Source organism: Pseudomonas sp. GL-R-19, assembly GCF_019956375.1.
Classification (GTDB): Bacteria; Pseudomonadota; Gammaproteobacteria; order Pseudomonadales; family Pseudomonadaceae; genus Aquipseudomonas.
This window is the reverse complement of the sequence record NZ_JAHBDJ010000011.1, coordinates 176,661-191,519: the sequence shown is the minus strand read 5'-3', so window position 1 is coordinate 191,519 and position 14,859 is coordinate 176,661. Positions and strand designations below refer to the sequence as shown.

General features: G+C 59.1%; 13 protein-coding genes. 8 read left to right on the top strand and 5 right to left on the bottom strand.

The window, feature by feature from the left end; translation table 11 throughout:
- Positions 1-13: 13 nt before the first annotated feature.
- Both KGA83_RS07315 and KGA83_RS07310 read right to left on the bottom strand, forming a co-directional pair.
- Positions 14-1,459, bottom strand: coding sequence for an alanine/glycine:cation symporter family protein (locus KGA83_RS07315; RefSeq protein ID WP_108218854.1), 1,446 nt, complete (start codon positions 1,457-1,459; stop codon positions 14-16).
- 492 nt (positions 1,460-1,951) lie between these two features.
- Positions 1,952-3,376 carry an aspartate ammonia-lyase gene (locus tag KGA83_RS07310; RefSeq protein ID WP_108218855.1) on the bottom strand — a complete coding sequence of 475 codons (1,425 nt, stop codon included), beginning with the start codon at positions 3,374-3,376 and terminating at the stop codon, positions 1,952-1,954.
- A 180-nt stretch (positions 3,377-3,556) separates the two neighbouring features.
- Here KGA83_RS07310 and KGA83_RS07305 point away from each other — a divergent pair, with 180 nt between their 5' ends.
- Positions 3,557-4,468: a LysR substrate-binding domain-containing protein gene (locus KGA83_RS07305; RefSeq protein WP_108218856.1), complete on the top strand. Its 912-nt coding sequence runs from the start codon at positions 3,557-3,559 to the stop codon at positions 4,466-4,468.
- 36 nt (positions 4,469-4,504) lie between these two features.
- Here KGA83_RS07305 and KGA83_RS07300 read toward each other — a convergent pair whose 3' ends face one another.
- Entirely contained in the window at positions 4,505-5,095 is a 591-nt protein-coding gene (locus tag KGA83_RS07300; protein WP_223529281.1) for a reprolysin-like metallopeptidase, read from the bottom strand.
- Positions 5,096-5,490: 395 nt separating this feature from the next.
- Between KGA83_RS07300 and purE the strand changes: the two genes are divergently transcribed.
- The 4 genes from purE to KGA83_RS07280 all read left to right on the top strand — a co-directional run bounded on the left by purE (position 5,491) and on the right by KGA83_RS07280 (position 8,057).
- Positions 5,491-5,982 carry a 5-(carboxyamino)imidazole ribonucleotide mutase gene (gene purE / locus KGA83_RS07295; RefSeq protein ID WP_046038893.1) on the top strand — a complete coding sequence of 164 codons (492 nt, stop codon included), beginning with the start codon at positions 5,491-5,493 and terminating at the stop codon, positions 5,980-5,982.
- Positions 5,983-5,993: 11 nt separating this feature from the next.
- Positions 5,994-7,076, top strand: coding sequence for a 5-(carboxyamino)imidazole ribonucleotide synthase (locus KGA83_RS07290; RefSeq protein WP_108218858.1), 1,083 nt, complete (start codon positions 5,994-5,996; stop codon positions 7,074-7,076).
- A 111-nt stretch (positions 7,077-7,187) separates the two neighbouring features.
- A complete protein-coding gene (locus tag KGA83_RS07285) occupies positions 7,188-7,433 on the top strand; it encodes a GlsB/YeaQ/YmgE family stress response membrane protein (RefSeq protein WP_008018299.1) in 246 nt (81 codons plus the stop codon).
- Between the two features lie 87 nt (positions 7,434-7,520).
- Positions 7,521-8,057: a DUF3299 domain-containing protein gene (locus KGA83_RS07280; protein ID WP_223529279.1), complete on the top strand. Its 537-nt coding sequence runs from the start codon at positions 7,521-7,523 to the stop codon at positions 8,055-8,057.
- A 132-nt stretch (positions 8,058-8,189) separates the two neighbouring features.
- Here the strand turns inward: KGA83_RS07280 and KGA83_RS07275 are convergent, their stop codons facing one another.
- Entirely contained in the window at positions 8,190-9,089 is a 900-nt protein-coding gene (locus tag KGA83_RS07275; protein ID WP_223529277.1) for a D-hexose-6-phosphate mutarotase, read from the bottom strand.
- Positions 9,090-9,158: 69 nt separating this feature from the next.
- On the bottom strand, positions 9,159-9,563 hold the full coding sequence (locus tag KGA83_RS07270; protein ID WP_007942704.1) for an acyl-CoA thioesterase: 405 nt from the start codon (positions 9,561-9,563) through the stop codon (positions 9,159-9,161).
- 365 nt (positions 9,564-9,928) lie between these two features.
- Here KGA83_RS07270 and KGA83_RS07265 point away from each other — a divergent pair, with 365 nt between their 5' ends.
- The 3 genes from KGA83_RS07265 to KGA83_RS07255 all read left to right on the top strand — a co-directional run bounded on the left by KGA83_RS07265 (position 9,929) and on the right by KGA83_RS07255 (position 14,855).
- The gene (locus KGA83_RS07265) at positions 9,929-11,227 is read left to right on the top strand and encodes an MFS transporter (protein WP_223529275.1); all 1,299 of its coding nucleotides are present in this window, start codon (positions 9,929-9,931) and stop codon (positions 11,225-11,227) included.
- Between the two features lie 180 nt (positions 11,228-11,407).
- A complete protein-coding gene (locus tag KGA83_RS07260; RefSeq protein ID WP_108218861.1) occupies positions 11,408-12,409 on the top strand; it encodes a phosphate ABC transporter substrate-binding protein PstS in 1,002 nt (333 codons plus the stop codon).
- Between the two features lie 412 nt (positions 12,410-12,821).
- Complete coding sequence (locus KGA83_RS07255) at positions 12,822-14,855, top strand: ABC transporter permease subunit (protein WP_177413294.1); 2,034 nt, start codon at positions 12,822-12,824, stop codon at positions 14,853-14,855.
- Positions 14,856-14,859: the final 4 nt, after the last annotated feature.

The following is a 14,859-nucleotide window of genomic DNA, read 5'->3' as shown; positions in this document are numbered from 1 at the left end:
GCACTTTAACCGATCAGTGTTGCGCTGCGGTCGCGGCCTTTAGCGTCGCTTCAGCCTGAGCGGCTGGCGGATTGGCCGGCCACGCCTGGCGGTCCAGGTCCAGGTCCGGGAACTTGGCCGAGTCGAACACCGGCGTCTTGATGCCAGCGGCGCGCTGATCATCGTAGTCACGCAGGATGCGCATGCCGACCTTGAACAGCAGGAACAGCGCGATCAGGTTGACGAACGCGAGCATAGTCATGGTGATGTCGGCGAAGGCAAATACGGTGCCGAGGTTTTCGATGGCGCCCCAGAAAATCAGCACCAGTACCAGCGCGCGATAGCCAATCAGCGCCTTGCGGTTTTCACCGATCAAAAAGCGCAGGTTGCTCTCGCCAAGGTAGTAGTTGTAGAGGATCGAGGTGAACACGAACAACGCCAGGGCCACGGAGATGAACATCCGGCCCCAGTCACCGACCACGGCGGCCAACGAGTTCTGGGTCAGGGCAATGCCGTCGCCTTCGAAGCCCGGGGTGTAGAAGCCGGAAAGCAGGATCAGCAGTGCGGTGCAGGTACAGATCACGAAGGTATCGAGGAACACGCTGAACGCCTGGACCACACCTTGTGCCACCGGGTGCTCGACCGCCGCAACTGCCGCCACGTTCGGCGCACTGCCCAGGCCGGCTTCGTTGGCGAACACGCCACGCTTCACGCCCATGACAATGGCGCTGCCAATCAGGCCACCGAAGGCCTGGTCCAGACCGAAGGCGCTCTTGATGATGGTCATCAGCATGCCCGGCACATGGTCGAACTGCAGCACGATCACGTAGAGGGTCACGCCGATGTACACCAGGGTTTTCACCGGTACCAACAGGTCGGCGACCTTGGCGATGCGCTTGATCCCGCCGATGAACACCAGGCCCAGCAGCACGGCAAGGCCGATGCCGGTGTAGGTGGTGTCGAGGCCGAACGCGTTGTTCAACGAGTGCGTCACAGCGTGGGCTTGCAGGCCGTTGAAGGCGAAGCCGAACGTCACCAGCAGCAAGAACGCCATCAGCATGCCCAGCCAGCGTTTTTGCAGACCGTGCTGGATGTAATAGGACGGACCGCCACGGAACTGGCCTTCGGAATCGCAGCGTTTGTAGAGCTGGCCGAGGGAACATTCGAAGAAGCTGCTGGACATGCCGACCAGCGCGGTCACCCACATCCAGAACACGGCACCGGGGCCACCGAGGGTCACGGCAATGCCGACGCCGGCGATGTTGCCCGCACCGACGCGGCCGGCGAGGCTGAGCATCAGGGCCTGGAACGAACTGAGTTGCCCGGCGCTGCTTTTGAGGCTGTCGCGGAACACCGCGAACATGTGGAAGAAATGACGCAGTTGAACGAAACGCGAGCGGATCGTGAAGTAGCTACCGAGCCCGACAATGAGCACGATCAGTACTTTCCCTGAGAGGAAGTCGTTAATGACTTCGAGCATGGATTATTCCTCGCTGTTTTTTGTGTAGGCAAATGCTGGCCGGGTAAACACATCGAGTTACACCCGCTGGCGCACGGCACAACAGGCGGGTCAACGTTCGTCCCGGTTTCATATCGCGGGTTTGTTATTAGTTCGGGTTTCGCATGGGTTGAGGCCTCGCTACCGACGACCGCTCACACGAAGAGGGGCGGCACTATACCGATGACGGTGCCGTCCGTCTGCATGGTTGTGGTACGTGTCGTATCGCGAAACCTTTGAAACACCTGACGTTACCGGCGTCGGGCTCCTGTAGGAGCGAGCTCGCTCGCGAAAAACTCAAGGGCGCCGTTGGCCATCAGGTTTACGCGTTATCGTTAAACATCTTTCGCGAGCAAGCTCGCTCCTACAAAACAGTTAAAAAAAAGGGCCTGGAGATTGATCTCCAGGCCCTCAAAAGGTGAGAGGTGTCTAGTCCCTCGACCTGGTGAGCGGTGCTACAAATAACGCGTCGGGTTATGCCTTCAGAGGCACCAGTCGCGGAGCAATCATGTTTTCCGGGCGCAGGATGTCGGCGAGCATGGCTTCGTCGAGCAGACCTTCTTCACGCACCAGTTCCAGCACGCCGCGGCCGCTTTCAAGGGCGAGGGCGGCGATGCGGGTGGCATTTTTGTAGCCGATGTACGGGTTCAGCGCAGTGACCAGGCCGATCGAGTGCTCGACCAGTTCACGGCAGCGTGCTTCGTTGGCGGTGATGCCGACGATGCAGTGCTCGCGCAGCATGTCCATGGCGCGTTGCAGCAGGCGGATCGAGTCGAAGATCTTGAAGGCGATCAGCGGCTCCATCACGTTCAGTTGCAACTGGCCGCCTTCGGCCGCGATGGTCAGCGCCAGGTCGTTACCGATGATCTGGAACGCCACCTGGTTGACCGCTTCCGGAATAACCGGGTTGACCTTGCCTGGCATGATCGAACTGCCTGGCTGACGTGCCGGCAGGTTGATCTCGTTGATGCCGGTACGTGGGCCGCTGGACAGCAGGCGCAGGTCGTTGCAAATCTTCGACAGCTTGACCGCGGTACGCTTGAGCATGCCGGAGAACAGCACGAAGGCGCCCATGTCGGAAGTGGCTTCGATCAGGTCGGCGGCCGGTACCAGCGGTTGACCGCTGATCACTGCCAGGCGCTGAACAGCCAGAGCCTGATAACGCGGGTCGGCGTTGATACCGGTACCGATCGCGGTGCCGCCCAGGTTCACTTCAGTCAGCAGTTCCGGGGCCAGCGTCTTCAGACGGGCCAGGTCTTCGCCCATAGTGGTGGCGAACGCACGGAATTCCTGACCCAGGGTCATCGGCACGGCGTCTTGCAGTTGGGTACGACCCATCTTCAGGACGTGGTTGAATTCTTCACCCTTGGCTGCGAATGCCTGAATCAGGCTGTCGAGGCTGGCGAGCAGGGCGTCGTGACCCAGCAACAGACCCAGACGGATCGCCGTTGGATACGCGTCGTTGGTCGACTGCGCCATGTTCACGTCGTCGTTCGGGTGCAGGTACTGGTATTCGCCTTTCTGGTGACCCATGGCCTCCAGTGCGATGTTGGCGATGACTTCGTTGGCATTCATGTTGGTCGAAGTGCCAGCGCCGCCTTGAATCATGTCCACCACGAACTCTTCGTGGAAGTCGCCGCGGATCAAACGTGCACAGGCTTCGCTGATGGCAGCGTGCTTGGCTTCGCTCAGGTGACCCAGTTCACGGTTGGCGTCAGCGGCGGCCTGTTTGACCATGGCCAGGCCGACAACCAGTTTCGGGTAGTGCGAAATCGGAACGCCCGAGAGGCGGAAGTTATTCACCGCTCGCAGGGTCTGGATACCGTAATACGCTTGAGCGGGTACTTCGAGAGCGCCAAGCAGGTCGTTTTCTGTGCGGAATGATGCAGCGGAGGACATGATAGAAATCATCTCAATATGGACCCGGTCTGTGCCGGAACGCTGTGAATGCTAGGCTTGTGCAGAATTTTGGGCCAATGCTGTTAAACACTAGCCTATGCACATTCGGCATAATGCCCGTGTGACGCCGTGTTGTCGGCAGGCGTATGACCTAAATTGGTGCATCTCCGGGAGGGCGTGATGAATCTGGAAAGCAAATGGCTGGAGGACTTTAGTGCCCTGGCCGCCACCCGCAGTTTCTCTCAGGCAGCCGAGCGGCGTTTCGTGACGCAACCGGCATTCAGTCGGCGAATCCGTAGCCTTGAGGCCGCGCTCGGTCTGACTCTGGTCAACCGTTCCCGAACGCCGGTGGAACTGACGGCAGCAGGGCAATTGTTTCTGGTTACCGCGCGCACCGTGGTCGAGCAACTGGGCGAAGTGCTGCGCCATCTGCATCACCTGGAAGGTGGGCAGGGCGAAGTGATGCAGGTCGCGGCGGCGCATTCCCTGGCGCTTGGTTTCTTTCCGCGCTGGATCGCGCAATTGCGCAACGAAGGCTTGAACATCGCCACGCGGCTGGTGGCAACCAACGTCGGCGACGCCGTGCATGCGTTGCGCGAAGGCGGTTGCGATCTGATGCTGGCGTTCTACGACCCGGACGCCGCGATGCAGATGGACCCGGAAATCTTCCCCTCGCTGCACCTTGGCCACACCGAGATGCTGCCGGTGTGTGCCGCCGACGCCAATGGCAAACCACTGTTCGATCTGGAAGGCGAAGGCAGCGTGCCGTTGCTGGCGTACAGCGCCGGGGCCTTTCTCGGGCGTTCGGTGAACTTGCTGCTGCGTCAACGAGCGCTGCGCTTCACCACGATCTACGAAACCGCCATGGCCGACAGCCTGAAAAGCATGGCCCTGGAGGGCCTGGGCATCGCCTGGGTGCCGCAACTGAGTGTGCGCGCCGAACTGGCGCGCGGTGAACTGGTGGTCTGCGGCGGGCCGCAGTGGCATGTGCCGCTGGAGATTCGTCTGTACCGCTGTGCGCTGGTGCGCAAGGCCAACGTGCGATTGTTGTGGCGCAAGTTGGAGGGTGGGGCGGCCGGCTCGGCTTCATGAGACTGTTTGTGGTAACTACCGCACGGCAGACTGAACTTATGAAAAGCGATTTAGATATTCGCGAATATTTTTCCTGTTCTTGTCGCTGAAGCGGTAAACGTTTCCACGAGCAAGAGAAAACTCATCGACAAGCATGATTGTGTCGTGCCACCAGCCGTCATAGACAACTTCACTGTCTTCGTGGGTCGCGCCAAACATATGGCCTATTTCATGTGCGGGCGTTCGGTAAGAGCCGATCGACGCGATTGCGCAATGACCTTCGATCATGGCAAATCCGCCTGTCCACCCGAGAACGCCGCCGAGCTGTTCGTTGATGTTGTCTCGGGTCAGCAAGAGAAACTTGGTGAGATTCGCTTCATCACGGTCCCTGTATAAAATTTTTGAATACAAGTCGTGTAACAGATCTCTCCAGCCTTGCAATGCGGCCGCATTATTCTCATTCCTGTAGTTATATCCGGCCAGATTTGGAGCTTCGTCATGGTGGTACATTAAAATCAGGACTTCACGTCCCGAGATGAGTTCGAGTTCGGTTTTAAGCCACGCAAAATAATCGGCGTATAATTTGTTTTTTTGATAACCCTGTAGGTCGCTGTGAATGATGACCATTATGGTGATGGTTTTTTTCATATCTGTTGAACTCCCTATTTAATTTAAAGTTTCCTACCGTTTGAGGCTAAATTTTTCACAGATTTTTAACCACTTATAGTTTGTTTTTTAATATTTATAATCTCAATAATCCGGCAACTAATGATGATAAAAGTCGCGAAATTCATTGAAGTAATAAATCAAGCACTTCGTGACATGCCGGAATCTAATGCTTGACTTGATAGTCAAGAAGCATGGATTTCTCGATGGCATGACAGATGGTCGCAACAGGGGCTGTTTATCTGCCTCATTGAGGTATACTGCGCGGCCTTCGGCCGGTTACGACCGGCCATAATTCGTACAATCAAGCCACGCATTCTGCGTGGCTTGTTGTTTTTTGATGCGCCTGCGGGCGCCCAGAGAGAAGAGGCACGACGATGAGTGCACTGGTTGGCGTGATCATGGGCTCCAAGTCCGATTGGTCCACCCTTAGCCACACCGCCGATATGCTGGAAAAGCTCGGCATCCCCTACGAGGTGAAAGTGGTTTCTGCCCACCGCACCCCGGACCTGCTGTTTCAGTACGCCGAAGAGGCCGAAGCACGGGGCATCGAGGTGATCATCGCCGGTGCCGGTGGCGCGGCTCACTTGCCAGGCATGTGTGCGGCCAAGACCCACTTGCCGGTGTTGGGCGTACCCGTGCAGTCCGCCATGCTTTCGGGCGTTGATTCGCTGCTCTCCATTGTGCAGATGCCAGCAGGCATTCCGGTTGCCACTCTGGCCATCGGCAAGGCGGGTGCGATCAACGCAGCGCTGTTGTCGGCGAGTATCCTGGGCGCCAAGCACCCGCAGTTCCACGCGGTGCTGAAAACTTTCCGTGCTGAGCAGACAGACAGCGTCCTGGACAATCCAGACCCACGCATCGCCTGAGGTTGTTGACGATGAAGATCGGTGTAATCGGTGGCGGCCAACTGGGTCGCATGTTGGCGCTGGCGGGCACTCCGCTGGGCATGAACTTCGCTTTTCTGGACCCTGCGCCGGATGCCTGCGCAGCCGCGTTGGGCGAACACCTGCGAGCCGATTACGGCGATCAGGATCACCTGCGTCAGCTGGCCGATGAAGTCGATCTGGTGACCTTCGAGTTCGAAAGCGTTCCGGCCGAGACCGTGGCTTTCCTTTCGCAATTCGTCCCGGTCTACCCGAGCGCCGAAGCCCTGCGCATCGCCCGCGATCGCTGGTTCGAGAAGAGCATGTTCAAGGATCTGGGGATTCCTACCCCGGCGTTCGCCGACATCCAGTCCCAGGCCGACCTGGACGCCGCCGTGGCTTCCATCGGTCTGCCGGCGGTGCTGAAAACCCGTACTTTGGGTTACGACGGCAAGGGCCAGAAAGTCCTGCGCACCCCTGAAGATGTGGTTGGCACCTTCGCCGAACTGGGCAGCGTGGCCTGTCTGCTGGAAGGCTTCGTGCCGTTCACCGGTGAAGTCTCGCTGATCGCCGTGCGCGCCCGTGACGGTGAAACCCGCTTCTATCCGCTGGTGCACAACACCCATGACAGCGGCATCCTCAAGCTGTCCGTGGCCAGCACCGATCACCCGTTGCAAGCCCTGGCCGAAGACTACTCCAGCCGTGTGCTCAAGCAACTGGATTACGTCGGCGTGATGGCGTTCGAGTTCTTCGAAGTCGACGGTGGCCTCAAGGCCAACGAAATCGCTCCGCGCGTGCACAACTCCGGGCACTGGACCACCGAGGGCGCTGAGTGCAGCCAGTTCGAAAACCACCTGCGGGCCGTCGCCGGTCTGCCGTTGGGTTCGACGGCCAAGGTCGGCGAAAGCGCGATGCTCAACTTCATCGGCAAAGTGCCGGACACCGAGAAGGTCTTGGCTATCGCCGATTGCCATCTGCATCACTATGGCAAGGCCTTCAAGGTCGGCCGCAAGGTCGGTCACGCCAACCTGCGTTGTGCGGATCGCGAAACGCTGACTGCGCAGATCCTCAAGGTCGAAGCGCTGATCGCCGAATAGTTTCATGTGGCAGCGGCGGAACCATTCAGGGACCGCCGTTCTCTCATGGCAGGATGCTGAAGTCTGACTAGGCTTTGGCTGGGTGTCCTGTATCAATCAGAGGGAAATGCCATGGGAATTATCGGAACCATCTTTATCGGCTTGATCGTCGGCCTGCTGGCGCGGTTTCTGAAACCGGGTGATGACAGCATGGGTTGGATCATGACCATCCTGCTCGGTATTGGCGGTTCGCTGGCGGCGACTTATGGCGGCCAGGCTCTGGGCATTTATCAGGCTGGCCAAGGTGCAGGCTTTATCGGTGCGTTGGTTGGCGCGGTCATCCTGCTGGTGATCTACGGCCTGGTCAAAAAGAACTGAACCAAGCGACAAAGTCCTCTCGGCGGCACAAGCCGGGAGGGCTAGAATGCTCGGCGTTTCCTGTTCTTCCCTTTGGCGAGCACCTTCATGCGCGGTCTTTTGTTGACTCTTGTTTTACTGGGTTCGGGCCTTGCCCATGCCGGCGAACTGCCGGAAACCGACTGGCTTGAATTGATGCCCAAGTCGGACCAGAAGGCCCTCGAGGCCATGCCTGAAATCGACCACAACTCCCCTGAAGCCATTGGCACTTTCACCGACAAAGGTGGGATGAAGCAGGCCAAAGGCTTGCCGGCGGTGATGTACTCGACCAAGACCGTTGCGTCGATGAACGACAAGAACATCCGCATCGGTGGTTATCCGGTGCCGCTGGAGTCCGATGCCAAGGGCCGCAGTACGCTGTTCTTCCTGGTGCCGTACCCGGGCGCGTGCATCCATGTGCCACCTCCGCCGCCCAACCAGCTGGTGCTGGTGCGCTATCCAAAGGGCCTGAAGCTGAACGATATCTACACGCCGCTGTGGGTCACCGGCACGCTGAAAGTCGAGAAGGTCAGCAATGACCTGGCCGATGCGGCGTATGCGCTGGATGCGCAGAAGGTGCGGGTGGTGGAAGAGTCGGATCTGTAACAACTGCACCAAACCCCTGTAGGAGCGAGCTTGCTCGCGATGGAGGCTAACGATAACGCGTGTTATCTGGATACGCGTTGTCCTCACGTTTTTCGCGAGCAAGCTCGCTCCTACAGGGGGTTATGGCGCTGATTAGAGCGGCTGGCTACCGACGCTCACGCCAAGCGTATGGCTGGCACCCGGCGCCAGGTTCACCACATCGCCCATCACGTTCGCCGTCTCGATGCACAGCATGCGCTGCCAGCCGTCGTCGGCCATGTCACTGAACGCGGCGGCGCGGTCGATCCACGGGTTCCAGATCACCGCGGTGCGCGAGCCGGTGCTGGTCAGTTCGATGCGGCGCTCCCAGGCCGGATCGACGATGCTCAACTGCGGCGGGACGTCCAGGTAGATGCGATCGGTCTCACCTGTAAAACGCAGATCACCGGTCTGGGTGACGGTTTTCCAGTTGTCCAGGGTTTCGATGTAGTTGAGGCCGTCCAGGCCTTCGACATGCACGTCGCGCACATCACTGACGGCAAAGTAGCTGTGTAACGCCTGGCTGATGCTGACGGTTTCGGAACCCCGGTTGTGGCTGGTCAGATGGATGTGCAATTGCTCGTCGAGGCGAATGCTCAGCGTCAAATCCACCTGGTGCGGCCAGCCGGGAAAGCCGCCTTCGGGGTAGGGCAGGAGGAATTCGACCTTCAGGCTTTCGCCTTCGGCTTCGATGCCGCCCAGTTCCCAATCCATCGCGCGCACGAAGCCGTGAGCCGACGGTGCTTCATTGCTGGTGCGCATCGCCTGCACGTTTTGCGGGTTGCGCGCAAAGTTGCCGAACCACGGCCAGCACACCGGCACGCCGGCACGGATGCTTTTGCCTGTCTTGAACACAGCTTCGTCGTTGAGCCAGATCAGCGGCGGCTGGCCGGCCAATTGATAGCTGAGGATGTGCGCGCCTTGCTGGGCCACCAGTAATTCGGCCTGACCGTGGCGGATGCGCCAGCAGTTCAGTTCATCCAGTTTTACAGCTTCAACATTGGGCGTGCTCATGGGACAGCTCTCGATCAGTAACGTGGACGACTATCGACCGCAAAACGGCTACCAGGTTTAGAAGCTCTTTCAGCGAGCCCGAGGCGGAACCGAACGGGTGCGACCGCTGCCATCGATGGCAACGAATACAAACACCGCTTCGGTTACTTTACGCCACTCGCTGGACAGCGGATCGTCGCTCCAGACCTCGACCATCATCTTGATCGAGCTGCGGCCGATTTCCAGGGCCTGGGTATAAAAGGAGAGCTGCGCGCCCACCGCCACCGGAACCAGAAAGGCCATGCGGTCGATCGCGACGGTGGCAACGCGTCCGCCAGCGACCTTGCTGGCCATAGCGGTGCCCGCCAAATCCATCTGCGCCACCAGCCAGCCGCCGAAAATATCGCCGAAGCCGTTGGTTTCGCGAGGAAGCGCAGTGATTTGCAGGGCCAGGTCGCCTTGCGGGATCGGATCTTCTTGTTCGAGCTCTATCATTCCGGGGGTGCCTCTGACCCGTGACTCTTCGTTGGTATTGCTGGTGGTAGCCGTCTTCGGGAAAAACGATTCAGCACCGAACATACTACGTTCGTCACGTTTTCCATAAGGCGCCTAAAGGGAAACTCTGCGAAATCGCCTATGAACCTGACAGGCGTTTTCGCACAGCAACCCCTGAAAAACCGGAGCAAGACTGCGAGTATATCGGTCGGTAGACTCCGCGACGACCGTCCGGTTCTCATTTTGACCGTCAAAAAATGCACCTCTATGTGCTTTTTCGAACAATTTGCTATCGTGCCGGACCTGCCCAAACCTCCGCCAGCGTCGTTGAGGTTGCAGATCCGACTATAAGAGAAGCCCTTGCCATGACAACAGCGCCCTCGAGCATCGCGCAGCCAGACCAACCCGCCCGCCCGCTGACCCGCAACGACTACAAGACTCTATCGCTGTCTGCCCTGGGCGGCGCGCTGGAGTTCTACGACTTCATCATCTTCGTGTTCTTCGCCACTGTGGTGGGCAAGCTGTTCTTCCCGGCGGACATGCCCGAGTGGCTACGCCTGATGCAGACCTTCGGCATCTTCGCCGCTGGGTACCTGGCACGGCCACTGGGTGGCATCGTGATGGCGCACTTCGGCGACCTGCTGGGTCGCAAGAAAATGTTCACGCTGAGCATTTTCATGATGGCCGTCCCGACCTTGATCATGGGTTTGCTGCCGACTTATGCGCAGATCGGCATGTGGGCACCGATCCTGTTGCTGTTGATGCGGGTGATCCAGGGCGCGGCCATTGGCGGTGAAGTGCCGGGGGCGTGGGTCTTCGTTTCCGAACACGTTCCGCAACGGCATGTCGGCTACGCCTGCGGCACCCTGACCAGCGGTCTGACGGCCGGCATTTTGCTCGGCTCGCTGGTCGCCACGGCGATCAACAGCATCTACACCGCGGTGGAAGTAGCGGATTACGCCTGGCGGATTCCGTTCCTGCTTGGCGGTGTGTTTGGTTTGTTCTCGGTGTACCTGCGTCGCTGGTTGCACGAAACCCCAGTGTTTGCCGAGCTGCAACTGCGCAAGGCCCTGGCCGAAGAGGTGCCGCTGCGGGCGGTGCTGCGTGACCATCGTGGTGCGATCGCCATTTCAATGTTGCTGACCTGGCTGCTGTCTGCCGCCATCGTGGTGCTGATCCTGATGACCCCGACTGTGTTGCAGACGGTCTATCACGTCTCGCCAACCACGTCCCTGCAGGCGAACAGCGTGGCGATCGTATTCCTGAGCGTTGGCTGCATCATTGCCGGCGCACTGGCCGATCGCTTCGGTGCGGGACGAGTCTTCGTGATCGGCTGTACCGCGTTGCTGGCCAGCTCCTGGACCTTCTACCACAGCCTGGCTGACCATCCCGACTGGCTGTTCCCGATGTATGCCCTGACCGGTCTGCTGGTCGGCACCATCGGTGCGGTGCCGTATGTGATGGTCAAGGCCTTCCCGCCAGTGGTGCGTTTCAGCGGTCTGTCGTTCTCGTACAACGTCGCCTACGCGATTTTCGGTGGTCTGACGCCGATGATCGTCAGCCTGTTGCTCAAGGAAAGTGCGATGGGGCCTGCTTACTATGTGGCGGTGCTGTGTGGGGTGGGGATATTGGTGGGTGCCTGGTTGTGGAAGAAGGGTCGGTAATTATCGGCTGCGATCTTGGCGGTCTGCGCAATTCCAACATCTACGGTTACAACTGAAAGGTCAGTCTCCTGATCGGGATAATGGCCTTTCATCCAATTGTCATATTTCAGCCATAGAGTGTTCACACGGCCTGCTGATACTTGGCCCCGAATAACACACCCTATCTGCTAGGAGTAAGGCATGAAACTGAAGCGTTTGATGGCGGCAATGACTTTTGTCGCTGCTGGCGTTGCGACTGCCAACGCGGTTGCCGCTGTTGACCCTGCTATCCCGAGCTACACCAAGACCACTGGTGTGTCGGGCAACCTGTCCAGCGTTGGTTCCGACACCCTGGCCAACCTCATGACCCTCTGGGCCGAGAACTACAAAAAAGAATACCCGAACGTAAACATCCAGATTCAGGCCGCTGGTTCCGCCACTGCGCCACCTGCGCTGACTGAAGGCACCTCCAACCTGGGCCCGATGAGCCGCAAGATGAAGGACACCGAACTGGCTGCCTTCGAGCAGAAGTACGGCTACAAGCCAACCGCCATCCCGGTTGCCGTGGACGCCCTGGCTGTATTCGTACACAAGGACAACCCGATCCAGCACCTGACCATGGAACAAGTTGACGCGATCTTCTCGTCCACTCGTCTGTGCGGCGCTAAAGCCGACGTGAAAACCTGGGGCGATCTGGGCGTGACCGGCGACCTGGCCAACAAGCCGGTTCAACTGTTCGGTCGTAACTCGGTATCGGGCACCTACGGCTACTTCAAGGAAGAAGCCCTGTGCAAAGGCGACTACAAGCCTAACGTGAACGAACAACCAGGTTCGGCTTCGGTCGTGCAGTCGATCAGCTCCTCGCTGAACGGCATCGGTTACTCGGGCATCGGCTACAAGACCGCTAGTGTGAAAACTGTAGCTCTGGCCAAGAAAGGCACCACCGAGTTCATCGAAGACACCGAAGAAAACGCCCTGAACGGCAAGTACCCGCTGTCCCGCTTCCTGTACGTGTACGTCAACAAAGCCCCGAACAAGCCTCTGGCCCCGCTGGAAGCCGAGTTCGTGAAACTGGTCCTGTCGAAACAGGGCCAGGAAGTTGTAGTGAAAGACGGTTACATCCCACTGCCGGCCAAAGTAGCTGCCAAAGCTCTGGCTGATCTGGGTCTGGCGGAAGGCGGCGCTGAAGTCGCAAAAAAGTAACAAATTGAGTCTAGAGTGAATCCCTCTGGACTCAAATGGGGGCGGCAGGAGCCGCCCCCATACACCTCTAATTCTCTATCCGCTGCTGGTTACTGCTAGCGGCGGATTTGTTGCGTCACTGCATTGTCATCTTTCTGTCATACAGGATCGCTAGGGTGTGCGCATGAATGATCTGGCCAATTCCAACATGACTACTAACCCCCCCAAGCGAATTGACTTCAATACGCCTGAGCTGCAACGCAAGCGCCGTATTCGTGCGCTCAAAGATCGTCTGACCCGTTGGTACGTCCTCGTGGGCGGCCTCGCTGTGCTGGGCGCGATCACCTTGATCTTCTTCTTCCTTGCCTACGTCGTCGCGCCCCTGTTCCAGGGTGCCAGCCTGACCGCCAAGGACGCCATCACGCCAGCCTGGATGCAAGACGCCGGCAAGCCGCTGATGATCTCCCTGGAAGAACAGAACCAGGTTGCGATGCGGGTTTCCGACAAGGGCCAGGCATTGTTCTTCGACATCGACAGTGGCGCTGAATTGAAGCGCGTCGATCTGTTGATCCCGGCCGGCACCACCGTGACCTCCATCGGAGAAGATCAGCCAGGTCACCCGCTGGTGGCCGTGGGCCTGTCCAACGGCCAGGCGCTGGTGTTCCGTCACACCTATAAAGTCAGCTACCCGGAAGGCAAGAAAACCATCACCCCGGCCGTCGAGTACCCGTATGGCGAAGCGCCAATCGCGGTCAACGAAGCCGGCGGTGCGCTGGAGCACGTCAGCCTCAACGCCAACGACTCGACCCTGATGCTGGTTGGCGCCACCGGTTCGCAACTCAATGTTCTGTCGCTGACCAGCGAAGAGAACATGATGACCGGCGAAGTCACCAACGAGCAAAAGCGTATCGATCTGCCGCAAATGACCGAGCCGGTGAAGAACATCTTCGTCGACCCGCGTCAGCAGTGGTTGTACGTGGTCAACGGGCGCGCCCAGGCCGACGTGTTCAGCTTGCGCGACAAGAGCCTCAATGGTCGCTACAAACTGCTTGAAGACGGTGAAGCGCAAGTCACTGCCAGCACCCAGCTGGTGGGCGGTATCTCGCTGATCATCGGTGACTCCAAAGGTGGCCTGGCCCAGTGGTTCATGGCCCGCGACCCCGATGGCGAGCAACGCCTGAAGCAGATCCGCACCTTCCAGATGGGCACCACGCCGATCGTTGAAATCACTGCCGAAGAACGCCGCAAGGGCTTCATTGCCCTCGACGCTTCCGGCAAACTCGGCGTGTTCCACAGCACTGCTCACCGCACCTTGCTGGTGGAGCCAGTCGCTGAAGGCCAAGGCGTTTTCGGTCTGTCGCCTCGCGCCAACCGCGTGATCGTGGAAGCCGGCGGCAAGTTGCACCCGCTGCTGCTCGACAACCCGCACCCGGAAGTATCGTGGAGCGCACTGTGGAGCAAGGTTTGGTACGAGAACTACGACGAGCCTAAGTACGTCTGGCAATCGACCGCTGCCAACACTGACTTCGAACCCAAACTGAGCCTGTCGCCGCTGACCTTCGGTACCCTGAAAGCCGCGTTCTACGCCATGCTGCTGGCCGCTCCACTGGCCGTTGCCGCTGCGATCTACACCGCGTACTTCATGGCCCCGGGCATGCGCCGCAAGGTCAAGCCGGTGATCGAGCTGATGGAAGCGATGCCGACGGTGATCCTCGGTTTCTTCGCCGGTCTGTTCCTCGCACCCTATGTGGAAGGGCACTTGCCGGGCATCTTCAGCCTGCTGATGCTGCTGCCGATCGGCATTCTGGTCGCCGGTTTCACCTTCAGCCGCCTGCCTGAGTCGATTCGCCTGAAAGTCCCGGATGGCTGGGAAAGTGCGCTGCTGATTCCGGTGATCCTGTTTGTGGGCTGGTTGTCGCTGTACATGAGCCCGTTCATGGAGAACTGGTTCTTCGGTGGCGACATGCGCATGTGGATCTCCCATGACCTGGGTATCACCTACGACCAGCGCAACGCCCTGGTAGTCGGTTTGGCCATGGGCTTCGCGGTCATCCCGAACATCTACTCCATCGCCGAAGACGCCGTGTTCAGCGTGCCTCGCGGCCTGACCCTGGGCTCCCTGGCCCTCGGTGCCACGCCGTGGCAGACCATGACCCGCGTGGTGATCCTCACCGCCAGCCCGGGCATCTTCTCGGCACTGATGATCGGCATGGGCCGGGCGGTCGGTGAAACCATGATCGTGTTGATGGCCACCGGTAACACCCCGGTCATGGAAATGAACCTGTTCGAAGGCCTGCGCACCCTGGCGGCCAACGTTGCAGTGGAAATGCCCGAATCGGAAGTCGGTGGCAGTCACTACCGCGTGCTGTTCCTCTCGGCGCTGGTGCTGCTGTTGTTCACCTTCGTCATGAACACCCTCGCGGAACTGATTCGTCAGCGTCTGCGCAAGAAATACTCGTCGCTTTAAGAAA